The sequence below is a fragment of the Phytohalomonas tamaricis genome, from assembly GCF_003012345.1.
Lineage (GTDB): Bacteria > Pseudomonadota > Gammaproteobacteria > Pseudomonadales > Halomonadaceae > Phytohalomonas > Phytohalomonas tamaricis.
In genome coordinates this window covers 156,079-180,974 of sequence record NZ_PVRV01000015.1, presented here as the reverse complement: position 1 = coordinate 180,974, position 24,896 = coordinate 156,079, and the positions used below count along the sequence as shown (strand labels likewise).

Genomic DNA, 24,896 nt, shown 5'->3' with positions numbered 1-24,896 from the left:
CACTGCGCCATGCTATCAACATGGCGCAATGGCGCAGCGTTGTTGCCAAAGGTGCCTCATGTCATCTAAACAGCTACCCCAACGGTCATCCCGGCGCTTTGCTCTAGGTGGCGAGTTCTACGTACCGGCGGCGCTGGCGATCATTACCGTCGTCTACCTGATCTCCGCGATCCAGCTCGGCCCCCCGATGAAAGACGGCAACATGACCGCGTCTTTCTTTCCCATGGCCACTGCCATCGTCATGCTGATCGCGCTGATCTGCGCCATGGTGCACGCACTTCGTGGCAGGGCCAAAGCGGCTGCGGAAGAGACGATCGCCAACGCCGAAGGCGATGATGAAATTCCATCGGGCAAACAGTATGCCGGGCTGTCTCTCGGCGCAATCGGCGTCATTTTGCTGACGGCAGGCTATCTGCTGGCGTTCGACCTGATCGGCTACTTCGTGTCGACGTTCGTCTACGTACTGCTGCTCTGCTGTCTGTTTGGCGGCGGATTCAGGCAGAAATGGCTGTCCAGGCTGATCGCCGCGGTCGTCATCACTATCGCCGGCTATCTGCTGTTCGAGGTCGTCTTTCAGGTCCGTCTGCCCACCCTCTGGAGTCAATGATCATGGACTCGATCACTGGACTGCTGGGTGGTTTCGCCGCCCTCGCCAATCCCGAAACCCTGCTCTACATGGTTGGCGGCTTTCTGATCGGCACCTTTTTCGGCGCCGTGCCGGGCCTCACGTCGGTGCTGGCCATCGCCTTGCTGCTGCCGTTGACCTACAGCCTCGACGTCACCACGGCACTGGTGGCCTGCGCCAGTATCTTCATGGCCGGAATGTGCAGCGGCAGCATTACCGCGACGACCATCAACATTCCCGGCGCACCGTCGTCGATGATGACCGCGCTGGAAGGCTACCCGATGCAGCAACGCGGCGAGGGCGCCAAGGCGCTCGGCCATGCCGCATTGGGTTCGATGATCGGCGGCTCGCTGGGTGCGCTGCTGCTGATGGTCATGGCACCACTGGCAGCCGACGTCGCCTTGTTGATCCGCACGCCGGGCAAGTTCTCGCTGATCGCATTTGCGCTGATCGTGATCATCATCTCCCAGCGGGGATCGATCACCAAAGGCATGATCGCCACGCTATTCGGCGTCATGATCGCCACCATCGGCATCGACGTGGTGCAGCCGCTGGCTCGCTTTACCTTCGGCACCAGCGTACTGGTCCAGGGTATCGACATGATGCCGTTGATCATCGGTACCTTTGCCATCAGCGAGCTACTGGTCCAGGCCGACAGTCGCAGCAGCCGAACCGTCGACCCCAGCAAGATCCAGGCGGCCAAGGTGCGTCGGCGCGATTTCATCCCGCCGCTGTCGGAAGTTCGGGAAATCGGCGTGATGCGCTATCTGAAAAGCACGGTCATCGGTTATGCAGTGGGAATTCTGCCCGGCGCCGGCGGCTCCATGGCGGCCTTCGTCTCCTACGCGGAATCGATGCGATCGTCCAAGCATCCGGAGCGTTACGGCAAGGGCAACCCGGAAGGGATCGCGGCGGCAGAATGCGCCAACAACTCGATGTGCGGCGGTGCCTTCGTCCCCATGCTGACGTTCGGCATCCCCGGCGATCCGACGACCGCAATCGTGCTCGGCGTGCTGGTCATCAACGGGCTGCAACCCGGCCCGCAGTTCATGACCCAGCAGCTCGGTCTGATCGCACCGATGTTCGCCTCGCTGTTCGTCAGCGCGCTGATTCTGATCCCGCTGACGCTCTACCTGCTTGGCCCCTACTTTCTCAGGATCGTCTCGATCCGCCGCGACGTGCTCTATTCAAGCATCGCCATCGTCGCCCTGGTGGGCAGTTACGTGGCGACCTACTCCACGTTCCAGATGGCGCTGGCGCTGGTCTTCGGCGTGCTGGCCTACTTCCTGCGCAAGCAGAAGTATCCGACCGTCTGCCTGCTGCTTGGCTTCGTGCTTGGCCCAAGTCTGGAGGAGTACTGCCGCCGCTCGCTCTCCATCAATGACGGCAACCCGCTGATCTTTTTGACCAGCCCAGACAGCCTGTTCTTTATCGCGCTGACGATGGTGTTCTTCTACTTCATGGTGATTCGCAAGCCAAAGAATAATGGCCTCGGCGCTCCACCAGCCTAAGTCATCTTTTAGCCAAGACGCTGAAACTGTCATTCAGACGGTTGCGGCGTCTTTCTATCTTTCGATATAAGCGCTCGAAGCGTCAAAGTGGCTCACTTCAACTTCTTAAATGGGTTTTCCATATACCCATTACCTTTTAGTCGTATCAACTATCGTTGGTATTGTATCGATCTAGGATAACTCCTATCTTGGTTTGTATGATGTATTACAAGTCTGAGGGCGCATATCCTTCTGCCTAGTCTGCTGTTATTTCAATCGATTGCATTTGTCCCGCATCTTCGAGTCCGCGCAAGAGGAACGATCGTGAAGTTTTTTAAGAGAGGATGTCATCAAGGCAATTGTCGACGGTCTGTTGTCTTTCCCGTCATCGACGTCGACAGCCGAGGGACGTTCGATCCCAAGCAACCCGCCCTGGTTAGATAGTGACACATCGACGTGCCTGCGCGATCCGATTGCCGGGCACTTTGACTTACTTCAAGGCTCGTGACGATGAATGACAGCAACATGTTGGGTGTAACCCGCATTTTCCAGCAGGGCAGCTTATCGCTGCAGGTCTCGAAACAGCTTGAGGCGCTGATCGTCAGTGGCAATATTGCCGTGGGCGATAAACTTCCGACCGAGAATGCTTTGTGCGACATGTTCGGCGTCAGCCGTACCGTCATACGGGAAGCCATTACCCATCTAAAGTCGCTGGGTTTGGTCGAAACGCGGCGTGGGGTGGGGACACGTATATTGCGGACCACCGCCGAGGAGGCGTATCCGGCCAAGCGCATCAGCCTGACAACCGTCGAGGACATCATGAACATCCTCGAGTTGCGGCTCACGCTGGAACCTGAAGCGGCGGCTATGGCGGCCAGCCGCCATAATGCTGCGGACGATCGGCGGCTGAAAGAGAAGCACGCCGCCTTTATCAACGCCTGTGAGCATCATTCTCAGGCCCGCGAAGAAGATTTCGCCTTTCATCACGCCATCATGCAGGCCACCCACAATCCGCTGTTTGCTGATTTCTATGCGTCGCTGAATACCGGTGCCATTCCGCGTGCCAAGCTCCTGGCAGTGGAGCTGGATTCGGCTTCTACTCGGCGCTACCTCGAGCGGGTCTGCCAGGAGCATGAGGCCATCTTGGACGCCATTGTCGCCGGTGATAGTGCCGGGGCAAAACAGGCCATGCATTTTCATCTCAGCCGAGCCCGTGAGACGTATTCACACTATCGGGATAAACCGCAGGACGACGAGCGCTCCCTCCGTTCATCAAAAACGAATGAGGAAAAGGCATGACACTCACAGGTGAGTTATTAATCGGACAACGTGCCGTCACAGGCACGCAAGCAGCTATTGAAGCCGTCAATCCGGCCACCGACGAAAAGCTCGAGCCGGCCTATGCCGGTGGCAGTAAAGCTGATGTCGAGCAAGCCTGCGCACTAGCGTGGGAGGCGTTCGACAGTTATCGCGAGACATCGCTGGAAGCGCGCGCGATCTTTCTGGAAACCATCGCCGACGAGATCGAGGCGATCGGCGATGATCTTATCGAGCGCGCCATGGCAGAAACCGGCCTGCCCCAGGCGCGCCTGACCGGCGAGCGTGGCCGCACCTGCGGCCAGCTGCGGCTGTTCGCCAAGGTCGTGCGTGCCGGTGAATGGCTCGACGTGCGCATCGATCCGGCCCAGCCCGAACGCCAGCCCATGCCACGCGTAGACCTGCGTCAACGCCATATTGCTCTGGGGCCTGTTGCCGTATTCGGCGCCAGCAACTTCCCGTTGGCCTTCTCGGTTGCGGGCGGCGATACCGCCTCCGCATTAGCCGCGGGATGCCCTGTCATCGTCAAGGCGCACTCTGCCCATCCGGGTACTTCCGAGCTGGTAGGGCGCGCCGTTCAGAAAGCGGTGAAAAGCTGTAACTTGCCCGAAGGTGTCTTCTCGCTCCTGTTTGGCTCAGGACGCGAGATCGGGCAGGCATTAGTGCTTGATCCACGCATCAAGGCGGCGGGCTTTACCGGTTCACGCAGTGGTGGCACGGCGCTTTGGAAACTGGCCCAAGGTCGCCCCGAGCCTATCCCCTTTTATGCCGAGATGAGCAGTATCAATCCGGTATTCCTGCTGCCCAGCGCCCTTGGAACGCGCGGCGAAGAGATCGCATGGGGCTTCATTGCCTCGCTCAACATGGGCGCGGGCCAGTTCTGTACTAGCCCGGGACTGGTGATTGCCGAGAAAGGTCCGGCGTTGGACAGCTTTATCCAGACGGCACGTGATGCACTGCAGGAAAGTGCCTCCCAGACGATGCTGACTTCGGGCATTTTCGAGGCCTACCAGCAGGGTATCAGTAAATTGACTCAGCATGGCCAAGTCCAGGAGATCGCCAGAGGCAAGACAGGCGATACGCCGAACCAATGCCAGGCCGGCCTGTTCATGACCAAGGCGGCCGATTTTCTGGCTGACGAGACGCTGCAAGAGGAAGTTTTCGGTTCATCTTCATTGATCATCGAATGTGCCAACGCCAGCGAAGTCGCTCAGGTTGCCGAACATCTCGAAGGTCAGCTGACCGCTACCCTGCAGATGGAAGATGCAGATGTAGATGTGGCACGGCAGCTGCTGCCGATCCTGGAGCGCAAGGCAGGGCGCATCATGGTCAACGGCTGGCCCACCGGTGTGGAAGTTGGCCATGCGATGGTGCATGGTGGTCCCTTCCCAGCAACCTCGGACAGTCGTACCACCTCGGTAGGGACAGCGGCGGTCTATCGCTTCCTCCGCCCGGTGTGCTATCAGGATCTGCCTGCTGCTTTATTGCCCGAAGCGCTCAAGGACAATAATCCGTTAGGCCTATCTCGTCTGTATGACGGTCAGCGGGAAGCTGTGCGCTGATCCAGTAGGGATGAAGCCATCCGGTTCTTTCTGCTTGCCATGAGACCCGTCAAGCGTCAGATCCTACTGAGCGCAACCGATAAGCACGATGCACAGGGCCGCATAGGCAGCCCTGTGCGTTGCCTTTAAAGTGCTCTGTGTTCCTGCCATGGGCCATGTGCTCGATTCCTCCCAGCAGCCCGCCTACAATCCCGAACTGCCCGGCAAGGGTGTATCCTGCAAGACTATATTCGACTGCACGGTACCCTGGCACATGAAAGACGAATTCAAGCGCGCCGAATTCATGGAGGTCGACCCGCGCCCCTTCGCCCCGCAGCTGTTCGATAAAGCACAAGGAGGTGCGCATGGCTAAGCCGCGCCGCCTGATCGTTGCGATTACTGGCGCTACCGGCTTTGTCTATGGTGCGCGGGCGCTGGAGCTGCTGCGCCCGCTCGACATCGAGACCCACCTGGTAATGTCGAAATCCGCCGACCTGACCCGTCGTTACGAGACGGATCTTTCCCGCGAGGCGCTGCACGAGCTTGCCGATGTGGTCCACCCCGCCGGTGACATCGGCGCCTCGCTCGCCAGCGGCTCATTCAAGACGCTAGGTATGCTGGTCGCGCCGTGCTCGATCAAGACCATGTCGGAGATCGCCACCGGCACCACCACCACCTTAGTGTCACGCGCCGCCGACGTGGTGCTCAAAGAGCGCCGCCGCCTGGTGCTGATGGTGCGCGAGACACCGCTCCACCTCGGCCATCTGCGTACCATGACGGCGTTGACCGAAATGGGCGCGATCATGTTTCCGCCGGTGCCCGCGTTTTATGCCCGCCCCGACTCGATTGAGCAGATGGTCGATCACAGCGTCGCCCGGGCGCTCGATCTGTTCGATATCGAGATCGAGGGGCTGCCGCGCTGGGGCGAGGAGCTGCATCCGCCGGGCCGTACGCTTTAATCTCCGGGCCGCTGCGTAGCACGGACGAAGTGTCTGCTAGACTTCAGATTTTTCCACGCCAACTATCGGATGAAGTGATGAATCTTTCAGACAATACAGTACTGATTACTGGCGGTGGCAGCGGCATCGGCTTGGCCATTGCCCAGCGCTTTCTCGACGCTGGCAGCGAAGTGATCATCTGCGGGCGGCGCGAGGACAAGCTGCGCGAAGCGCAGGCTCAGCATCCTGAGTTGCACATTCGCGTCGCTGACGTGGCAAGCCAAGCTGGACGTGAAGAGTTGATTGGCTGGGCGACACGGGAATTCCCGGCGCTCAATGTACTGGTCAACAATGCCGGCTTGCAGCGCCGCCAGCGCTTTTCGGCCGACGACGCGCCCTGGCCCGAGCGTCAGCAGGAGATCACAATCAATTTCGAAGCGCCGGTTCATCTCTGCTCACTGGTGCTTGAACATCTGCGCCAACAGCCGCGCGCGGCGATCATCAATGTCTCCTCGGGTCTCGCCTTCGTGCCGGGACTGTTTGCACCGGTCTACTCTGCTACCAAGGCGGCAATGCATTCCTTCTCGCTGTCGCTGCGCGGCGAGCTGACCAATACGCCCATCGAGGTAATCGAGATCGCCCCGCCGGCGGTCAATACCGATCTGGGCGGCGTTGGCATCCATACCGAAGGCGCACCGGTCGACGATTTCACCGATTCAGTGATGCAACGCATCGCTGCAGGTGAAGTGGAAGTGGGCTATGGCGGTTCGGAAGAGCGTCGCCGTGCCTCACGCGATGAGCTCGACGCGTGGTTTGAGCGCATGAACGCGGATTTTATGTAAACCCGTGCGCACCCCGCTGAGGCTTCGGTTCAGGTAGAATGGCCGCGCTCGCCCTTGGGCGCTGGCCTTCCGAGCCGACGCCTTATCTTCCTTTTCCAAACAGGATTATGCATGAATGATTTACCCCACTGCGTAGCGTGTGGCTCCGAGTACACCTACGAGGATGGTGATATGTATGTGTGCCCGGAGTGCGCCCATGAGTGGTCGAAAACGGCACCTGCCGAGAGTGCCGATACTTCGCGTGCGGTGACCGATGCCCATGGCACCGCACTGCAAGATGGGGATAGCGTGACGGTGATCAAGAATCTGAAGGTCAAGGGCTCCTCCTCGGTGGTCAAGGTCGGCACCAAGGTCAAGAACATCCGCCTGGTCGACGGTGACCATGACATCGATTGTAAAATTGACGGTATTGGCGCGATGAAGCTGAAATCGGAATTCGTGAAGAAGGCCTGAGCGGCACTAGCGGCACTGCGCCGCTTCTGTAGGGCATTTTTGTTCGTATGGCAGGCATTATCTGGGGAACTTCATGAAACGTTTTGTGCTGCTCGACACCGCCGAGATTCCTGATAACGGCGGTGCCTTGTGCCTGTTCGAGTACGGTGACGACTTCGTGATCAAGCTTGAAGGCGGCAAGGGCGGCCAGCTAATGAACTCACGGATGCACGGCTCTGAAGACGCGCTGGCCGAGCTGCCGTGCAAGCGTATCGCCAGCCGTCCGCAGCCCCGTGTCTTGATTGGCGGGCTGGGGATGGGCTTTACGCTCGCTGCCGCACTCAAAACCCTGGGCGAAAATGCCGAAGTGCTGGTGGCCGAACTGGTGCCCGGCGTGATCGAGTGGAACCGCGGGGCGCTGGGTGAAAAAGCCGGTTATCCTTTACGCGACACTCGCACAAAAGTAATAAACGATGATGTTGCCGCCGTGCTGAGCGCCGAACCTGCAGGCTTCGATGCGATCATGCTCGATATCGACAACGGCCCTGAAGGGCTGACCCAGCAGGCCAACGGCTGGCTCTATTCCGCTGCGGGACTGAACGCCTGCGCGCGGGCGCTGCGTCCGAAGGGCGTATTGGCCGTCTGGTCCGCCAGTGCCGATCGCCAGTTTTCAGCAAGACTCGGCAAGGCCGGATTCAAGGCCGAAGAAGTACAGGTTTTCGCCCACGGTAACAAGGGCACCCGTCATACCATCTGGATCGCCGAGCGGCGTGGCGGCTGAGTCCGGCTGGCACGCAAGGCTGCCTAGCGGGCATCGATCTGCGCCAACGCTTCGGCTATGTCATTCTCGCGAGTGGGGCGCACCAGACGCGCAACCTCCTGACCGCGCTTGAGAAAGACCAGTGTTGGCCACAGCTTGACGCCGAACGAGCGTCCCAGCCGTCTGCCACGGCCATCTTCGACCTTGATATGCGCCACATCGGGGTGGGCAGTAAACGCTGCCGCAAGCGGTGCCTGAGCGGCTTGGCAATAGCCGCACCAGGGTGCGCCGAATTCAATAACGGTCGGCTCTTCCCATGCATCGACTTCTGCGCGGCTTGGCTCGTTGGCTGTGTAATCTGTAGTCATCGCCATAAGGTTTTCTCCGGCTGTACGTTAGGGTCATGGTCAGGGTCATGGTAGAAATGATAGAACCTGTTTCATGAATAGTGGCAGCGGACATGCCGCCAATGGCCAATAGGATGATCATGGATAGCGAGAAAATTGAAGGCGCCCTGGCGTTTCTCAAGGAGGCCGAGAAGCTCAAGGACGTGCTGCGCACGGCGTATACCAGCAGTGGCCAGCGCGAGAGCACGGCCGCCCATACCTGGCGCTTGTGCCTGATGGCGATGGTCTTTGAGGAGGAGTTTGCGGATATCGATTTTGCCAAGCTGCTCAAGATCTGTGTGCTGCATGATCTAGGCGAGGCGATCAACGGTGATATTCCTGCTATTGAGCAGGACCCTGCGAAAGGCAAATCTGCACAGGAGCGTGAAGATCTGCAGACGTTGCTGGCACCGTTGGATGCCAAACTTCAGGTCCAGTTTCTGGCGCTGTGGGATGAGTATGAAAACGCCTCGTCACCGGAGGCGCGGCTGGTCAAGGGCCTCGATAAGCTGGAGACCCTCCTGCAGCACAACCAGGGTGACAATCCCGCCGATTTCAATTACGCCTTCAATCTGAGCTACGGTCAGAAGTACACCTCAACGCATCCGCTATTTATCGAAATTCGCCAGCGTCTCGATGAAGAAACGCGCCACAAGGCGTTATTATCGGAACAGGGCCATCCACATACCGGAGCATGACGACTCGCCCCGGTATGCTGGAAAAGATTATTCGGCTGCGCTGTTTTTCGTCGTGCTCTTCTTGCCCCCAGAGGGATGTTCGTCCTCGAGCAGGTCGGCGACCGAGTCGAGAATTTCCTTGGGCCTGAACGGGTAACGTTCGACTTCGGCCCGGTCGGCGATGCCGGTCAGCACCAGTACGGTATGCAGCCCCGCCTCGATACCTGCGACCACATCGGTGTCCATGCGATCACCGATCATGCCGGTGCGCAGCGAGTGGGTGCCGAGCTTATTCATCGCCGAGCGAAACATCATCGGGTTGGGCTTGCCGACCACGTAGGGCTCGCGCTTGGTTGCACTGGTGATCAGTGCCGCCACCGCACCGGTCGCCGGTAGCGGGCCGTCGGCACTCGGGCTGGTGACGTCCGGGTTGGTGGCAATGAAGCGTGCGCCAGCGTTGATCAAACGGATCGCCTTGGTAATCGCCTCGAACGAGTAAGTGCGAGTCTCGCCCAGTACTACGAAGTCGGGCGCGGTATCGGTCATCACGAAGCCCGCTTCATGCATCGCGGTGGTGATACCGGCCTCACCAATGACGAAGGCCGAGCCGCCCGGCGCCTGATCTTTCAGAAAGGCGGCAGTGGCCAGCGCCGAAGTCCATAATTGTTCCTCGGGCACGTTGATGCCACTGCGCGCCAATCGTGCGCTCAGATCGCGCGGGGTATAAATGGAGTTATTGGTCAGCACCAGAAAGGGCTTGTTCTGCCTGCGCCACTGATCAATCAGTTCGGCGGCGCCGGGCAGTGCCTTGTTTTCATGCACCAGCACACCGTCCATGTCGGTCAGCCAGCAATCAACGTTTCTTGTTTCCACTGCATTCGCTCCTGCCTGAAGAGAGTTCCAGCATAGCCGCACCGGTAGGCGGCTGTCTTTCCTGCGATGGCATGATGCGCGCTCGGTTCGGCTTACAGCGTCACCACGATCTTGCCGACCTGCGCATTCGACTCCATGAAACGATGCGCCTCGACGATCTGTTCGAAAGCGAATGTCTTGGCAATCACCGGACGCAGCTTGCCGTCGCGCATGCCATCGACGATAAATTTCTTGGCCCGTTCCAGCCGTGTCGCATCACCGGTGATCTCGAACAGCTGATAGCCACGCAGGGTCAGATCCTTGCCGAGGATGTCCATCACCGGCACGGTCAGATCGCTGGTATCCAGCGCGCCGTACTGAAAGAAGATGCCGAGAAACGACAGCGAACGCAGAATCTTGGGCACTTCCGGGCCGCCGACCGGATCGAAGGCGACACGGGCACCCTTGCCTGCCGTGATCCGCTCGACTTCGGTGACGATGTCCTTCTCTTCAGTGGCGATCACATGTGCCGCACCGGCGTCATGCAGGGCGGACGCCTTCTTGTTGCTGCGCGTCAGTGCCACCGGTATGGCACCGACCCGGTTGGCGATCTGGATCGCGGCCAGACCGACGCTGCTTGACGCGGCGCGGATCAGTACCGTGTCGCCCTGCTTGAGCTGGGCAATATCGATCAATGCACCGTAGGCGGTAACGAACATCATCCAGCTGGCGGCGGCTTGTTCAAACGAGAGCGTTTCGGGATGCTTGACCACGGCATGGACCGGCGCGTTGACCAGCTCGCCATACAGGCCGTATTCGTCAAAGCCGAAGGCGGGAATGGTGCTGATCGTATCGCCGACGGCGAATCCGGTCACGCCATCGCCCACGGATTCGACCGTGCCAGCGGCTTCATAGCCGAGAATGGCGGGAAACGAGGGCTGAATAGTGTAATTGCCGCTGCGATACATCGCCTCGGCGCGATTGAGGCCGAGCGCCTTGACCTTGATGCGTACCTCATTGGGGCCCGGCGCGGGCACATCGATATCCTCGATCTGCAGGACTTCGGGGCCTCCCGTCTGATGAAAGCGGACTACCTTGGACATGAGAAAGAACTCCAGATTAATGAATGATAATGCTGGCGCATGCACTGCTGTGTGCATTTCCAGTGACACTATTGCCGCCCGCTGTCATGGCGGGGCGGGATAATCGGGATTATTGCGGTCGGGTGCGTCAATGTCATCGAGGGCAGACATGGTCGGTGTCAACGCTGGCCCCTGCGTCTCGTAACGCGTCGCCTTGTAGCTGACACCGTGACGAAGCAGGGGCGGCTGGGTGCCGCTGTGCAGCGCAGTGACACGGTCGATAATGACGCGGTCGGCCATCGTCAGGCGATCAAGCATGCGTAGATGTTGTAGCCAGTTACGGACCAGAAAGACTTCCTGCCATATCTCACGGTCGTTGACATCACGATACAGCGACCAGCGCTCGGCACCATTGCGCAGCCTAAGCTTCCTGAGCGGCCGCACGGCGCGGGCAAATTCGCGGATATTGTCAGTAGCAATTCGGTATTCGATCGATACCAGCACCGAACCACGCGCCGGATTGAACTCGAAAGCGGGCTGTCCGGCCATGGTTTCGGGCGCTTCGACGAGGCTGTCGGCATCAAGGTTCGGTAAACGGGAGGAATAGAGCAGCAGGGCGGAAATAATCAGTAGCCCACCGGCACTCAGCAGTGCGCCCTGTACCGCCATGTTCTCGGCCAGCTGGCCCCAGACGAATGAGCCAATGGTTAGACCGCCATAGAGTGCGGTCTGATAAAGCGCCAAAGCACGCGCCTTGACCCAGTCCGGTACCAGTACCTGAACTGATGAGTTATAGGATGCTACGGCGGCGATCCAGCAGCTGCCCCCAATAATCAAGGCCGGGAACAGTGCCCACAACGTGTCGAAGCCGCCAAGGATAAGCATGACCATGCCCAAAACCGTTGCGGCGTAACTGATCAGGTGGCTGCTGCCGAGCTTGCGACGGATGCGATTGACCAGAGTGCTGCCAGCGATGGCGCCAATACCGAGGGCACCGAGCATATAGCCATAAAGCGAGGCGCTGCCGCTGGGGTGAGCATGTGCCAGCAGTGGCAGCAAGGCCCAGATGGCGCTGGCGGAAATGCCGAATATGAATGAGCGCAGCATCACCAGGCGAGTCACGCTGGAGTATTGCGTAAAGTGCAGCGCCGCCTTGATCCCTTCGACAATACGCTCGGGCGGCAAGGTTTTTTTCGGCACTGCACGCCGCCAGCGCCACACCGCCCAGATCAGTCCGCAGAAGCACAGACTGTTGAGCAGGAATATCCATGCCGGTCCTACCGCCGACAGCAGCAGACCGCCAATCGCTGGGCCAATGGCACGTGCGGCGTTGTAATTGACGCTGTTGAGCAGCACTGCGCTGCTGACGAGATTCTTCGGCACCTGTTCGTTCACCGCTGCCTGCCAGGCTGGTGTCGTGATGGCGGCGCCGATGGAAACGCAGAAGATAGATGCAATCAGCAGCGTCGGCGACAGCAAGCCCATGAAGGTAATAGCGGTGATAAAAAGGCCGCCCAGTACCTCAATGGTCATGCCCGTCAGCATGATCTTGCGCCGATCGTAATTATCGGCAATTACACCGGTAACAATCGACATTAGTACCAGCGGCAGAGCTGCGGCGACCTGAATCATCGCGACCATCACGGCGCTGCCCTGGGCTTCCGTGACGACCCAGGCGGCAGCGACCGACTGCGCCCAGATGCCTAAGTTGGCAAACAGGTTGGCAATCCAGATGGCGCGAAAGGCGGCAATGGAAAGGGGGGCGAAGGTGCCCACATTCTCGGGACGTGGTGGAACCTGATCAGATTCCAGCGTGAGATCGCTTTGACGTGAAACGGGTTGCAGCATGGACAGCTCGTCAGTAGCAGATGGCGAGAAAGATCTGAAGGCCTACTGGGTTAAGTGCGGCCCGCCGTCGTGGCGATGGCAAGCAACAGTGGCAAGCCACATCAGGCGTTGTCGTGTGAGTATAGTCGGCTTGTCGAAGGATGAAGTGATCCTGGCAACGCGCTTTCAGCGTGTGCGGTTGCCATGTAAACGAGAGAAAGAGCATTAAAAGAAAAAGGCCGCTGCATAAGCAGCGGCCTTTTACGTACTAAAATACTGCCTGCAGCAAGATCGATCGCTGTCTCGATTGACCGGTCACTACACTGAGTCCAGGCAATTATCTGCACGCTGCTTCGAACATGTGCGCTTTTAAAAGCCTGTAGATATGCTCTGCATCCAGCGTCTCGGCAGTGAAGTCAGCGTCAGTCGACAGCGCGAATTGGCGTGCAGCCTGAGTATCAGCGCCTACGTAAGCCATCGACCACTGTGCAAAGGTGCACTGATCTACACGCTTGAAATCAAGCACGGCGACATTGGAGTGACGGATATCATGCTGAATACGCTCGAAGGTGTCCTCAATAACCGCACGTGGCCCTTCCAGCACCTGCGCGAAACAGCGCATGTTGAACATCAGCGCACCGAATATCCCTGCCCGGGCATTGTTGCGGCGTGACGCGTCCAGAATCTGCTCGATTTCGCGATGCATGGTCGCATCGTCGCCTTCGATATCGTTACGGCTGACATAGACCAATCTATATAGAGCATCATTCATGAGGGGGGGCCGTTGCCGGGGCGGGCGTCTTGGCTGGGCACCCGCAGCGTTGAAAATAATCGTTGATCTGTTCAGGCGGCATGGGCCGGGCAATAAGGTAACCCTGCGCATTGTCACAGCCGCTGCGCGCCAGCGCTTCAAATTGTGCTTGTGTTTCGACGCCTTCGGCGATCGTTGTCATCCCCAAGCTGGTCGCCAGGGCCAGGATGGCATCGACCAGCGCCTTCGACTTTACCGACTGCTCGCCGCGAATGAACGACTGATCGATCTTCAGCTTGGAAAACGGAAAGCTGTTCAAATAGCTCAGTGACGAATAGCCGGTACCGAAGTCGTCCATGGCAATGCCCACCCCCATCGCCTTGAGTGCCCACAAGCGCTGCATGACGGCGGGTGAATTGCTGATCAGGGTGCCTTCGGTGATTTCCAGCTCCAGCCGTGCCGGCGCCAACCCTGCAGATCGTAGTGCATCGTGCACAATGGTCACGATCCTGTCGTCATTGAACTGAAGCGGCGAGACGTTGACGGCGACGATCAGGTCATTGGGCCAGGTGCTGGCTTCCTGACAGGCGGCATAAAGCACCCATTCACCAATTGTATGGATCTCGCCGATCTCTTCTGCCAGCGGGATGAAGTCGGCCGGTGAAATGGGCCCACACTTGGCACAGTTCCAGCGAAGCAGCGCCTCAAAGCCGCTGATGGCCTGGGTCTGAAGATTCACCTGCGGCTGATAGAACAGGGACAATTCCTGAAGTCCCAGCGCGCGGCGCAGATTAAGCTCCATTTCGCGGCGCTCAAGGGCTTGCTCGGCCAATCTTTGCTCGAAAATACGAAAGGTGCTCCGTCCTGCTGCCTTTGCGGCGTAAAGCGCAAGATTGGCATGCTTGAGCACATCGGCATTTTCAGGCCTTTCAGGCTTGAGCAACGTTATGCCGATACTGGCGCCGATATTGATCTGTTGACCTTCAATCAGAAACGACCGGCTCAGCAGCTCGATAACCCGCTCAGCCAACGATGCGGTATCGTCGTGAGAAGGCTCAAGCGGATGAAGAATCACGAATTCGTCCCCGCTCAAGCGCATCACCTGATCATTATCGTGCGCCGCATTCTTCAGGCGCCTGGCGGCGAGTTTAAGCAGGGCATCACCGACCAGATGGCCTAGCGTCTCGTTGACCTGTTTGAAGCGATCGAGATCAATCAACAGTACCGCGAGGGTCTGGTTATCGGGATGACAAGCCATCCAGCGCGCCACCGCTTCCTCAAAAGCCAAGCGATTACCGAGTCCTGTATGCGGGTCATTAAGGGATAACTGCTGGTCGGCTTCGAACGTAACGGTATGCTCGCCCGCTCGAGTTACTACAATCAGGCGCGAATCGGCATGGCGAGCATCAAGAGTAAGGATAAGAGCGGTACCGTTTGACCGTGGCAGGGTCAGTACACCATTTTCGGTGCGCGCCAGTAGCTCACTGAGGGCGGCCCGTTCGGCAGGTGACAGCATTTCGCATCGATCTAACAGCGGTTGGCGGCGGATGGCATGTTCCGTCAACCCGAGCAACGCAGTGAAGGTAGGGTTGGCGTAGTTCACGCTACCGCTATCATCGACAACGGCGAGCCCGAGTGACGAGTGCTGCGCCGCCTGCAAAAAAGCGTCGATCTCCAGCGATGTCAGCTGTGCTTCGTTATCTGCCGATATGGCACTAAACGCTGGAAATGCGTCGGAAGTTTTCTTTGAGCCGGGCATAGGCATCCATTGTTTTTCACAGTGAATCGCGAGCCGCTAAGTATGGCGCAAGCTCAATGAAGGATTATCGGCACTATTCGGCCTGGACTTGATATAGCCGCACACACCGATAACGTTATCCTTTTCCATTGGCACGTCAGTGCAGATAACGGGGCTTGAAAATCCCCTTCAGCTCCGCATAGGGAATATGTAATTCAGGCTGGCCGATGGCATAGGGGCCGAGATCATAGGCCTGATACTTGACCACGACATCTTCATCCAATGGTGCAACGTTACTGGAGCTCGACAACGGCCATTGCGCGGCGAAGGCCTGATCCTCCCCGAGCTGCTCAAGCCAGCGGTTATGGGCACGCTCCAGTGCGGCATCGAAGGTGTGACGCTGGCCATCACGCAGCATGTCATCAAGCGTGACAATCTGACGGCTATGCTGATCGATCACCATGTACTGCGTTACCGGCATACCGTGCGCACCCCCAATGAAAATATAATTATTTAACGCAAGGATCAGCAAACCATCATGATCGGCGATCACCTCTGCCGTCACGCTAGCATGGTAAGGCGCGGTGTCGGGATAATCGGTGCGTGCCTTTCGCGCCTCGCTGAAGAACTCATGTGCATAGGCGTCGAATGAGGCAGCAGGCGATTCGCTGCCATTGCCAATGCCTCCCGCCATGACGAGCAAGCGCCGCTTGAGCTCGGCGGACAGGGCCGCATCGTTGACGAAGCGCAGGTAGTCGGCACTGACCCTGGCGCAGTGATCACCGCTGCAGTCCGGTTCAATGAACAAGCGTTCGACACGCTGGATCTCAAGCACGGCCGGCGGGTCAGGCGGTGGCGTCCTTTCAGTGATGTTCTGGCAAGCAGCGAGCGTGACTGTCAGCCCCAGCAGAACAGACCAACGGAAACTTCTCATCATGTATGTTCCTTCTGGCATAAACGCTCAGGGCGCAGGAGCCGCTGCGCCGCGATAATGGCTGCGCCAGTAGCGATTGGTGATGTTGGCCACGCTGACTGTGCGCCCGCTGCCCGGCGCATGAATCATTTGATTGTGCCCAATATAGATACCTACATGGCTGACACCGCCTGGACCAAAAAACAATAGATCGCCAGGTCGGGCTTTATCGCGCCTTGGCAGCGCGTCGAACTGCTGTTGCGACGTGCGTGGTATGTCGATGCCTGCCGCGCGATAGCTCAACTGAGTCAGGCCGCTGCAGTCGAGCCCACGCGGCGTGGTGCCACCGTAGCGGTAGGGCGTGCCGAGCGCATCCTTGGCTGCGGTGATCACCAATACCCGTTCTATCGACAGGTCTGTCTCGTTGCTGGTGTCCTGGGTCTCAAGTGGCGGGTTGCCAGCGCAGCCGGCGAGCATCGCCAGGACAAGCGCGATGCCCGCCACGCCCAGCCGCCTCAGTCCCGCTATACACATCTTGCCTGCCATGTTGCGTTCTCCGCGTCCTTCAGTCGTGTCTTCATGCGCGTGTTGTGCCTATCCATCGCTTATCGGCGCGTCGCGGTCAAGGCTTCACTGCGTCGTGGTGCCGTCATCGAGGATTTTGAGTTCGCGTAGCCAGCGCGCCATGAAGGCATCACGGCGCAAAGGATCGACAAAAGCGAGCAGCGAGGCGTCGATGGGAATCGGATAGAGATGATCGCCGACCTGATCGCGCAGACGCTGAGCAGTGTAGGGCCCGGTGACGTCAGGACGCACGCTGAACAGCGGTGTCTGTCCGGCCATCACGTGTTGACCAGCGTGGCCGAGCAAGAATGCCATGAATCGGCGTGCCGCCTCGGGATGCGGTGCATCGCGGGTGACGAAGGCCATGCGCATCAGCACCAGGCTATAGTCGCTGGGCACTTGGACGATGATGTCAGGATGCTCGCGAGCCCAGACCAGCGCGTAGGAGCCAAGCAGGTTGTAGCCGAGCCAGTAGCGCCCCGCGCTGAGGCCCTCGAGCATGTTGCGGCTGGTAGCCTCGAGCGAGACATCAGCGGCGCCGAGCGCGGCGACCAGATCCCAGAAGCGCGGCGAATAGCGCGCGTCCTGTTGGAACAGGGTGTAGCCGACGCCGCTGCGTTCGGGCGAATAGGTAGTGACTCGGCCGCGCAGCAGGGTGCGGTGCGCGTGCAGCAGGGCCAGTACGTCTCGGTGGGTTTCGGGTGGGCGCATGGCGTGGGCGAGTTCAAGGCGGTAGGCGATGACGATCGGCTCGAAGGTAAAACCGAACACCTCGTCGCGCCACTTGGCCCAGGCCGGCCATTCGGCCGCCTCGGGAATGTCGAGAGCCTGGGCGCGGTTGGCGTTGACCGCAGCCAGCTGCCACGGCATTGCCGAACTCAGCACGATATCGGCGCTTTGCCGCGTACCGGCCTGGAGCTGGCGTTCGACCTCGAGCGTCGAGCCGTCATGATAGATGAGTTCGATGTCAGGGTTGGCGTGGCTGAAGGCATCAAGTAGCGGCGCGACAACGTCGCGGTCCAGCGCGGCGTTGATTACCAGCGTCGTCGCCGCGCAGGCATGAGCACTTAGCCACATCAGCCACAGCCCCAGCAGCGTCGCTTTCATAGCAACCTCTCGCGCTTGAAATGCAACGCCACGCGCAGCCCGCCCACACCGGCCCGTGTGATCGCCAGCTCGGCGTTGTGGTGGGTGGCGACTGAGGCGGCGATAGCCAACCCCAGCCCTGAGCCAGTGGTGTCCTGGCGGCCGGCGCGTTCGAACGGCATGGCTAGCCGCGGCAGCAGCGCCTCGTCGACGCCGGCGCCGTCGTCTTCGACGAACAGAGTTACCTGTTGCGCCGTGGTCACGACGCCAACGGTGATGGCGCTGTCCGGCGGGGTGTAGCGCAGTGCGTTGTCGAGCGCATTGTTGAGAAATTCCTCGAGCTGCCAGGCGATGGCGCGCACCATCACCGGCTGGTTGGGACCATCGAAGCCTAGGTCGTGGGCCTGACTGGCAGCGCGCCCGATCCAGTCGATCAGCCGTGCACGGGCGAGGGTGACGAGATCGAGCACGACGAAGGCTTCGTCGTGGCGGTGGTCGAGGCGGGCCAGACTGAGCAACTGTTGGGCGAGGCGGGCCGAACGGCGGGCACCGTGGTTGACCTCGACCAGTGCCTGGTGCCAGTCGGCGGCGTCGGTCGAGCGCAGCGCCAGCTCGCTGGTGCTCTGCAATCCGGCCAGCGGCGTCTTGAGCTGGTGGGAGGCATCGGCAATGAAACGCATCAGCCGGTCGTGACTGGCGCGCTGACGTTCGAGTAGCTGATCGAGGGCAATGACCAGCTCCTTGAGTTCGAGTGGCACGCTGACGGCAAGCGGGCGCAGGTCGTCAGGCGTGCGCGCACGCAGCAACTGGCGAATGCGCTCCAGTGGAGCAAGTGACGTGCGTACGGCCAACCAGACCAGGGCGGCGGCGAGCAGTGCCATGACAATGAAGCGGAGCGCCGCTCGCTCCATCAGCGCACGGATCAATGCCTCGCGGCCGCCACGGGTATGGGCGACCCATATCTGCACGGGCTCGCGAGTCTCCCAGCCGGCCGAGTCGATTTCGCGCCCCTCGATGCGCAGCCGGACGCTGTCGTGGGTAATGTCGGCGTAGACCGGCCCGGCATGAGCAGCGCGACGCATCGCATCGCTGATTGGCAGCGCCGCATTGGCCGTTACGGTCTCGCCGTTGGCGCCAAACAGTGCATAGAACACTCGTTCCTGAGAGGGAGTGGCGAGTATTTGCAGCGCCGCCGACGGCATTGCCACCAGCGGCTTGCCATCCTGCCACTGGATCGCCTCGCCGATCGTCAGGCTGGCCGAGTCGAGCAGGCCATCGAAGGTGCGATCGGCGGCACGGCGCGCGCTGACGTAGGCTTCGATCAGCAGCGCGACGCCGAACACCAGCGTTACAGCGGCGAGCCACAGCAGCAGTCGTCGTCTGAGCGACTGTTCGATGACAATCATTGCAGTTGCCTCATGGCGTGAACTCTTCGAGCAGATAGCCGAGTCCACGCACGGTACGGATGCGCAGGCCATGGCCCTCGAGACGCTTGCGCAGTCGGCTGACGTAGACGTCAAGGGCATTGGGGCCGACGGCGTCGAAACCGAACAGACGCGCCTCGAGCGTTTCACGCGTCACTAGTTGGCCGGCCTGGCTCAGCAGACTTTCCAGCAGATGCAGCTCGCGGCGTGGCAGCTCAAGCGCTGCGCCGTCGAGGGTGGCGCTGACCGTGCGGATATTGAAATGCAGCGTACCCAGACAGAGCGCATCGCTGGTGCGCTGCTGGCTGCGGCGCAGCAGGGCGCGCACCCGCGCCTCGAGCTCGGCGATCTGAAACGGCTTGGCGAGATAGTCATCGGCACCGAGGTCGAGCCCGCGCACCCGATCGTCGACGCTGTCGCGGGCAGTAAGGATCAGCACCGGCGTGTTGTCGCCGCGGCTGCGAAGTTCGCGCAATAACTCCAGTCCTTCGACATCGGGCAGGCCGAGATCAAGCAGTACCAGATCGAAGCCGCCTTCCTGCAATGCATGTCGAGCATCGTGACCCCGCATCAGTACATCAGTGATATGACCGAGCGGGGCGAGGGCGCGCGCCGTAGCGCGGGCCAGCATGGGGTCATCCTCAACGAGTAGTAGGCGCATACGACTAATGGAGTGTCCGCTGGCAACCCGGATGACAGGTTGATGAAAGGTTAACGCGACTATGATCGCAGCGAGTGTCGCCTGACATGATGCGGTCAGCAGCGGGTGCGGCCCACCCCTGCGAAAGTCGTACTCCAGGAAACATTTTCTTTAATAAACTCAGGAAGCACGCCATGACCCTGCGCCGATTGCTTACCCCCGCTCTGCTGTCATTCGGTCTGCTCGGCAGCGCCCAGCTCCATGCTGCCACGATCGACAAGCCCGAATGCCTGGCCCCGGCCAAGCCGGGCGGCGGTTATGACCTGACCTGCCGGCTCGCCGCCACCACGCTGCAGCAGACCGGACTTCTCGACAAGGCCATGATGGTCAATTACATGCCCGGAGGGATCGGCGCGGTGGCCTACAACCACGTGATGGGCGTGCGCGACGACGATCCCAATTTGATCGTTGCGGCCAGCACGGGTGCTGCACTCAACCTGGCTGAAGGCAAGTTCGGCAAGTACGACGGCAGCGAAGTGCGCTGGCTGGGGGCGGTCGCCACCGATTACGGTGCGGTTGTAGTGCGTGACGATGCGCCCTGGCAGACACTTGATGATCTGATGAAGGCACTGAAAAAAGATCCCCAAGGCATCGTGTTCGGCGCTGGCGGCACGGTTGGCAGCCAGGACTGGATGAAGGCGGCGCTGATCGCCCAAGCCGATGAAGTCGATCCGCGTAAGCTGCGCTACGTTTCCTTCGAGGGCGGCGGCGAATCACTGGCGGCGCTGCTGGGCAACCATATCCAGGTCTTTACCGGCGACCTGTCGGAAATCGAATCGCAGCTCGAGGGGGGCAAGATCCGTGTGTTGGCTGCGTTGTCCGATCAGCGTCAGGAAGGCGCGTTTGCCGATATTCCTACCGCCAAGGAGCAGGGTTACGACGTCGAATGGCCGATCTGGCGCGGCTACTATATGGGCGAAAACGTCAGCGACGGGGCTTACCAGGCGTGGCTCGATGTCTTCACCAAGCTGGTCGATACCGAAGAGTTCAAGCAGGCGCGACATGCCCGTGGACTGTTCCCGTTCACCAAGCTTGGCACCGAATTTGAACAGTACGTACAGGAACGTATTGCCCACTTCAAGTCGCTCAGCCAAGAGATGGGGCTGATTAAATGACCCGCCTGGGAGATCGTCTGCTCGGTATGATCCTGCTGGTACTGGCCGCGGTGTATGCGGCCAGTACCACACAGATGGAAGTCCCTTTCTCCTACGATCCGCTCGGCCCCAAGGGCTTTCCGTTCGTGCTTGCCGCGTTGCTTGTTGTATTGGCTGTTGTGCTGTTGCTGCGACCCGCGCTTGGTGAGCCCTGGCCGCGTGGTGTGTTGCTCGCCAAGCGTGGTGTGTTGCTCGCCAAGGTAGTGGCGGTGCTTGTCGTGCTGACGCTATACGCGCTGGCGTTCAGCTCGCTTGGCTACCTGCTGAGCTCGGCGTTGGCGATCTTTGCGCTTGCCTGGCTGTTCAATGCCGGGTCGCTCAAGGCACTGGTTTGCGCCGTCGCGATGGCACTGGGCAGCTACGCCCTGTTCGTCTATGCGCTCGATATTTCGCTGCCGGTGGGGCAGCTGTTCGGAGGGAGATAAACGCCCATGTGGGATTTTCTGCTCCAAGGTTTCGAGGTGGCGCTGACGCCGCTCAACCTCGGCCTCGCCTTCATCGGGGCGCTGCTCGGTACGCTGTTTGGCGCACTGCCGGGGATCGGCCCAATCAATGGTATCGCAATCCTGATGCCGCTCGCCTATACGCTGGGCCTGCCGGCCGAATCGGCGCTGATCCTGCTGGCCGGGATCTATACCGGCGCCGAGTACGGCGGGCGGATCTCTAGCATTTTGCTTAATGTGCCGGGTGACGCCGGAGCGGTAATGACCACGCTCGATGGTCATCCGCTGGCCAAGAAGGGTCTCGCCGGGCCAGCGCTGGGGTTGTCCGCGGTCAGCTCGTTCATCGGCGCGACCATCGCAATCGTCGGTCTGACGCTGTTTGCGCCTCTGCTTGCCGCCTTCGCTGTCAACTTCGGCCCGGCCGAGTACTTCGCGCTGATGGTGTTCGCCTTCTCGTCGCTGTCGGTGATGATGGGCAAGGACCCGATCAAGACGCTGATCGGCGCCGTGCTTGGCGTAATGCTGGCCACCGTCGGCGTCGATTCTGGCACGGGCGTGATGCGCTTCACGGGGGGCATGCCCGAGCTCTACGACGGGATCGATTTCGTGGTGCTGGTAATTGGCATGTTCGCGATCAGCGAAATTCTGTTGATGCTCGAACATGATCTCACCAAGGGTGGCGGTATGGCGCCGGTGGGGCGCGTCATGGTCAGTATGAAAGAGGTTATGTTCTGCAAGGGCGCGATCCTGCGTTCGTCGCTGATCGGCTTCGTGATTGGCGTACTGCCGGGCACTGGCGCTTCGGTCGCCGGCGCGGTTTCCTACACCACCGAGAAGCGCATCAGCGACCGCGAAGGCACCTTCGGTCACGGCGACATGCGTGGGCTGGCTGCGCCCGAGGCGGCCAATAATGCCTCCGCCGCCGGCTCGTTCGTGCCGATGCTGACGCTCGGCATCCCCGGCTCCGGCACTACTGCGATTCTGCTCGGCGCATTGATGCTCTACAACATCACGCCGGGACCGATGCTGTTTACCGAGCAGCCGCGTGTCGCCGGCGGGCTGATCGCTTCGCTCTATATTGGCAACGTCATGCTGCTGCTGCTCAACCTGCCATTAGCAGGTCTGTTTGCCCGCGTGCTGACAGTGCCGCGCTGGGCGCTGGTGCCGGGCATTGCGCTGCTTGCCTTTGTCGGTGTCTACCAGCTCCACTCCGATCTGATGGCGATCTTCTTGATGCTGGCGATCGGTGTGCTCGGCTATGTGCTGCGTAAGTTTGGCTTCTCGCTGGCACCGATCGTACTCGGCTTCGTGCTGGGTGAGCTGATGGAGGAGAATCTGCGTCGCGCCCTGGCGATGAGCGGCGGCGATGTCGCCGTGCTGTTCCAGTCGACACTGGCAATTGGGCTATGGTGTGCTGCCGTAGCGGTGGTTGTGGTACCGCTGGTGGTCAGCGGCTGGAAACGACGCAGGGCTTCCGCCTAAGTGATGAAGACAGGCTAGCCTCTACAGACGCCGGCGTAATGTCGGCGTCTGTTTTTTAACGTCGTTATGTGATGTGAACGAGACGGACTGAAACAATGCTTAACCCGCATTGCTCAGTGAGCAGCCCGATCGCGCTTAATCGGATATGCTACGCGACGATAGTCATCATGGAGGATGTGGAGTAATGGATCGTAGAAGCCTGTTGAAGTCCTCATTGGTCTTGGCCGCCTGGTATGGCCTGCCTTCGGCACCGCTGTTTGCCGCTGCACGTGACAATAGCGCCATTGCCGATGGCGAGGCCCATCACTTCGACTTCGATACACTGCAGCAAATGGCCCGGGAACTGGCCATCAAACCTTATCAGAGCACCGTCGAGCAGCTGCCGGAAACGCTGGCCAAGCTGACCCCGCAGCAGTACAACGCGATCGGCTTCGATCCCGACCATTCATTGTGGCACGACCAGCCCGAGCGCAAGCTCGACGTGCAGTTTTTCCACGTCGGCATGGCGTTCAATCAGCCGGTGCGGATGTATTCGCTCGATCCGAAGACCCAGCAGGCGCGCGAGATTCATTTCGACCCTGAGCTGTTCAACTATGAAAACGCCGACGTCGATGTTTCCCAGCTCGAAGGCAAGGACAATCTCGGTTTCGCCGGTTTCCGCGCCTTCAAGGCGCCATCGCTGGCCGAGCGCGATATCCTCTCCTTTCTTGGGGCAAGCTACTTCCGTGCCGTCGATGAGACGGGGCAGTACGGATTGTCAGCGCGGGGCGCGGCGATCAATACCTTTGCCGATACGCCTGAGGAGTTCCCGGCGTTTACACGTTTCTGGTTGCAGACGCCCAAGCCTGGCGATACCACGTTTACCGCCTATGCGCTGCTCGATTCGCCGAGTGTCGCCGGTGCCTACCGCTTCGTGATTCACTGCGAGGAGGCACGGGTAGTGATGGATATCGACAACCATCTCTACCCACGCAAGGCGATTACCCAGCTTGGTATCGCGCCGATGACCAGCATGTTCAGCTGCGGCACCCACCAGCGGCGCATGTGCGACACCATTCATCCGCAGATCCACGACTCCGATCGCCTCTCTATGTGGCGCGGCAACGGCGAATGGGTATGCCGTCCGCTTAACAATCCGCCCCGGCTGCAGTTCAACGCCTTCATCGACAGCAACCCCAAGGGCTTTGGGCTTCTGCAGACCGACCACGACTTCTCCCATTACGAGGATATCGTCGGTTTCTACCACAAGCGTCCCAGCCTGTGGGTAGAGCCCAAGGGCAAGTGGGGCGACGGCGAGATTCAGCTGCTGGAGATCCCGACGACCGGTGAGACAATGGACAACATCGTCTGCTTCTGGAAGCCGGCCCAGCCGATTGCGGTGGGCCAATCGCTCGATTTCGGCTACAAGCTCTACTGGAGCGCTGAACCGCCGGAGACACCGACGCCGGAGCTGGCACGAGTTCGTTCGACGCGCAGCGGCATGGGTGGCTTCACCGAAGGGTGGGCACCGGGCGAGCACTATCCCGAGGTATGGGCGCGGCGCTTCGCGGTCGACTTCGTGGGCGGCGGCATCGAGAAGATGCCGGCGCGTAACATTCCGATCGAGGCCAATATCAGTGTGGCCCGCGGCGAAGTGCGCGACGTTCACATTCTCTGGGTCGAGCCGATCAACGGTTTCCGCATCCTGTTTGACTGGTATCCCGGCGACGATACCTCCACCGATCCGATCGATATGCGCCTGGTGCTGGAAGGCGGTGGCAAGACGCTAAGTGAGACCTGGCTCTACCAGTACTTCCCGCCGGCGCCGGAAAAGCGTACCTATCCTGCCCACCCCAACGCGTAAAGTGGGTGCGCTGTCACTGTGACTGCCGT

Annotated in this window: 25 protein-coding genes; 14 read left to right on the top strand and 11 right to left on the bottom strand. The window is 60.0% G+C overall.

Annotation, left to right across the window (positions count from 1 at the left end; all coding sequences use genetic code 11):
* Positions 1 to 58 precede the first annotated feature (58 nt).
* The 9 genes from C3Z11_RS01455 to C3Z11_RS01415 all read left to right on the top strand — a co-directional run bounded on the left by C3Z11_RS01455 (position 59) and on the right by C3Z11_RS01415 (position 7,966).
* Positions 59 to 607: a tripartite tricarboxylate transporter TctB family protein gene (locus C3Z11_RS01455; protein WP_158700892.1), complete on the top strand. Its 549-nt coding sequence runs from the start codon at positions 59 to 61 to the stop codon at positions 605 to 607.
* 2 nt (positions 608 to 609) lie between these two features.
* Entirely contained in the window at positions 610 to 2,136 is a 1,527-nt protein-coding gene (locus C3Z11_RS01450) for a tripartite tricarboxylate transporter permease (RefSeq protein ID WP_106475747.1), read from the top strand.
* A gap of 489 nt (positions 2,137 to 2,625) precedes the next feature.
* Positions 2,626 to 3,414 (top strand): FadR/GntR family transcriptional regulator, encoded by a 789-nt coding sequence (locus tag C3Z11_RS01445; RefSeq protein ID WP_106475746.1) that lies wholly within the window; start codon positions 2,626 to 2,628, stop codon positions 3,412 to 3,414.
* Entirely contained in the window at positions 3,411 to 4,994 is a 1,584-nt protein-coding gene (locus C3Z11_RS01440) for an aldehyde dehydrogenase (NADP(+)) (protein WP_106475745.1), read from the top strand. Before C3Z11_RS01445 ends, C3Z11_RS01440 begins: the two co-directional genes overlap by 4 nt.
* A 157-nt stretch (positions 4,995 to 5,151) precedes the next feature.
* Complete coding sequence (locus C3Z11_RS01435) at positions 5,152 to 5,346, top strand: hypothetical protein (protein ID WP_158700891.1); 195 nt, start codon at positions 5,152 to 5,154, stop codon at positions 5,344 to 5,346.
* A complete protein-coding gene (locus tag C3Z11_RS01430; RefSeq protein WP_106475743.1) occupies positions 5,339 to 5,932 on the top strand; it encodes a UbiX family flavin prenyltransferase in 594 nt (197 codons plus the stop codon). Before C3Z11_RS01435 ends, C3Z11_RS01430 begins: the two co-directional genes overlap by 8 nt.
* Positions 5,933 to 6,009: 77 nt before the next feature.
* Positions 6,010 to 6,753 (top strand): SDR family oxidoreductase, encoded by a 744-nt coding sequence (locus C3Z11_RS01425; RefSeq protein WP_106475742.1) that lies wholly within the window; start codon positions 6,010 to 6,012, stop codon positions 6,751 to 6,753.
* A gap of 111 nt (positions 6,754 to 6,864) precedes the next feature.
* On the top strand, positions 6,865 to 7,206 hold the full coding sequence (locus C3Z11_RS01420) for a zinc ribbon domain-containing protein YjdM (protein ID WP_106475741.1): 342 nt from the start codon (positions 6,865 to 6,867) through the stop codon (positions 7,204 to 7,206).
* Positions 7,207 to 7,279: 73 nt separating this feature from the next.
* The gene (locus C3Z11_RS01415) at positions 7,280 to 7,966 is read left to right on the top strand and encodes a spermidine synthase (protein WP_106475740.1); all 687 of its coding nucleotides are present in this window, start codon (positions 7,280 to 7,282) and stop codon (positions 7,964 to 7,966) included.
* Between the two features lie 23 nt (positions 7,967 to 7,989).
* Here the strand turns inward: C3Z11_RS01415 and C3Z11_RS01410 are convergent, their stop codons facing one another.
* Positions 7,990 to 8,319 (bottom strand): thioredoxin family protein, encoded by a 330-nt coding sequence (locus C3Z11_RS01410; RefSeq protein ID WP_106475739.1) that lies wholly within the window; start codon positions 8,317 to 8,319, stop codon positions 7,990 to 7,992.
* A gap of 113 nt (positions 8,320 to 8,432) precedes the next feature.
* On the opposite strand from C3Z11_RS01410, the gene C3Z11_RS01405 reads away from it, so the two are divergent.
* Positions 8,433 to 9,029 (top strand): HD domain-containing protein, encoded by a 597-nt coding sequence (locus C3Z11_RS01405; RefSeq protein ID WP_106475738.1) that lies wholly within the window; start codon positions 8,433 to 8,435, stop codon positions 9,027 to 9,029.
* A gap of 27 nt (positions 9,030 to 9,056) precedes the next feature.
* On the opposite strand, the gene C3Z11_RS01400 is transcribed toward C3Z11_RS01405, so the two are convergent.
* From C3Z11_RS01400 to C3Z11_RS01355, 10 genes are all read right to left on the bottom strand, one after another.
* Entirely contained in the window at positions 9,057 to 9,881 is an 825-nt protein-coding gene (locus C3Z11_RS01400) for an HAD-IIA family hydrolase (RefSeq protein WP_262927171.1), read from the bottom strand.
* Positions 9,882 to 9,973: 92 nt separating this feature from the next.
* Positions 9,974 to 10,963, bottom strand: a complete 990-nt coding sequence (locus C3Z11_RS01395) for a zinc-dependent alcohol dehydrogenase family protein (protein ID WP_106475737.1) — start codon at positions 10,961 to 10,963, stop codon at positions 9,974 to 9,976.
* Positions 10,964 to 11,047: 84 nt separating this feature from the next.
* Positions 11,048 to 12,790, bottom strand: a complete 1,743-nt coding sequence (locus C3Z11_RS01390; protein WP_106475736.1) for an MFS transporter — start codon at positions 12,788 to 12,790, stop codon at positions 11,048 to 11,050.
* A gap of 316 nt (positions 12,791 to 13,106) precedes the next feature.
* The gene (locus C3Z11_RS01385) at positions 13,107 to 13,541 is read right to left on the bottom strand and encodes a BLUF domain-containing protein (RefSeq protein ID WP_106475735.1); all 435 of its coding nucleotides are present in this window, start codon (positions 13,539 to 13,541) and stop codon (positions 13,107 to 13,109) included.
* The gene (locus tag C3Z11_RS01380) at positions 13,534 to 15,279 is read right to left on the bottom strand and encodes a putative bifunctional diguanylate cyclase/phosphodiesterase (protein WP_158700890.1); all 1,746 of its coding nucleotides are present in this window, start codon (positions 15,277 to 15,279) and stop codon (positions 13,534 to 13,536) included. Before C3Z11_RS01380 ends, C3Z11_RS01385 begins: the two co-directional genes overlap by 8 nt.
* Before the next feature lie 136 nt (positions 15,280 to 15,415).
* The gene (locus C3Z11_RS01375) at positions 15,416 to 16,195 is read right to left on the bottom strand and encodes a DUF3298 and DUF4163 domain-containing protein (protein WP_158700889.1); all 780 of its coding nucleotides are present in this window, start codon (positions 16,193 to 16,195) and stop codon (positions 15,416 to 15,418) included.
* A gap of 24 nt (positions 16,196 to 16,219) precedes the next feature.
* Entirely contained in the window at positions 16,220 to 16,717 is a 498-nt protein-coding gene (locus C3Z11_RS01370; protein WP_106475732.1) for a C40 family peptidase, read from the bottom strand.
* An 84-nt stretch (positions 16,718 to 16,801) separates the two neighbouring features.
* The gene (locus C3Z11_RS01365; RefSeq protein ID WP_106475731.1) at positions 16,802 to 17,842 is read right to left on the bottom strand and encodes an ABC transporter substrate-binding protein; all 1,041 of its coding nucleotides are present in this window, start codon (positions 17,840 to 17,842) and stop codon (positions 16,802 to 16,804) included.
* The gene (locus C3Z11_RS01360) at positions 17,839 to 19,227 is read right to left on the bottom strand and encodes a sensor histidine kinase (RefSeq protein ID WP_106475730.1); all 1,389 of its coding nucleotides are present in this window, start codon (positions 19,225 to 19,227) and stop codon (positions 17,839 to 17,841) included. The genes C3Z11_RS01365 and C3Z11_RS01360 overlap by 4 nt, the downstream gene beginning before the upstream one ends.
* 10 nt (positions 19,228 to 19,237) lie before the next feature.
* Positions 19,238 to 19,906 (bottom strand): response regulator, encoded by a 669-nt coding sequence (locus C3Z11_RS01355; RefSeq protein WP_106475729.1) that lies wholly within the window; start codon positions 19,904 to 19,906, stop codon positions 19,238 to 19,240.
* A 173-nt stretch (positions 19,907 to 20,079) separates the two neighbouring features.
* On the opposite strand from C3Z11_RS01355, the gene C3Z11_RS01350 reads away from it, so the two are divergent.
* From C3Z11_RS01350 to C3Z11_RS01335, 4 genes are all read left to right on the top strand, one after another.
* Complete coding sequence (locus tag C3Z11_RS01350) at positions 20,080 to 21,060, top strand: Bug family tripartite tricarboxylate transporter substrate binding protein (RefSeq protein ID WP_106475728.1); 981 nt, start codon at positions 20,080 to 20,082, stop codon at positions 21,058 to 21,060.
* The gene (locus C3Z11_RS01345) at positions 21,057 to 21,524 is read left to right on the top strand and encodes a tripartite tricarboxylate transporter TctB family protein (RefSeq protein ID WP_106475727.1); all 468 of its coding nucleotides are present in this window, start codon (positions 21,057 to 21,059) and stop codon (positions 21,522 to 21,524) included. Before C3Z11_RS01350 ends, C3Z11_RS01345 begins: the two co-directional genes overlap by 4 nt.
* A 6-nt stretch (positions 21,525 to 21,530) precedes the next feature.
* Positions 21,531 to 23,024 carry a tripartite tricarboxylate transporter permease gene (locus C3Z11_RS01340; protein ID WP_106475726.1) on the top strand — a complete coding sequence of 498 codons (1,494 nt, stop codon included), beginning with the start codon at positions 21,531 to 21,533 and terminating at the stop codon, positions 23,022 to 23,024.
* Positions 23,025 to 23,208: 184 nt separating this feature from the next.
* Positions 23,209 to 24,867 (top strand): glucan biosynthesis protein, encoded by a 1,659-nt coding sequence (locus C3Z11_RS01335; RefSeq protein ID WP_106475725.1) that lies wholly within the window; start codon positions 23,209 to 23,211, stop codon positions 24,865 to 24,867.
* Positions 24,868 to 24,896 lie beyond the last annotated feature (29 nt).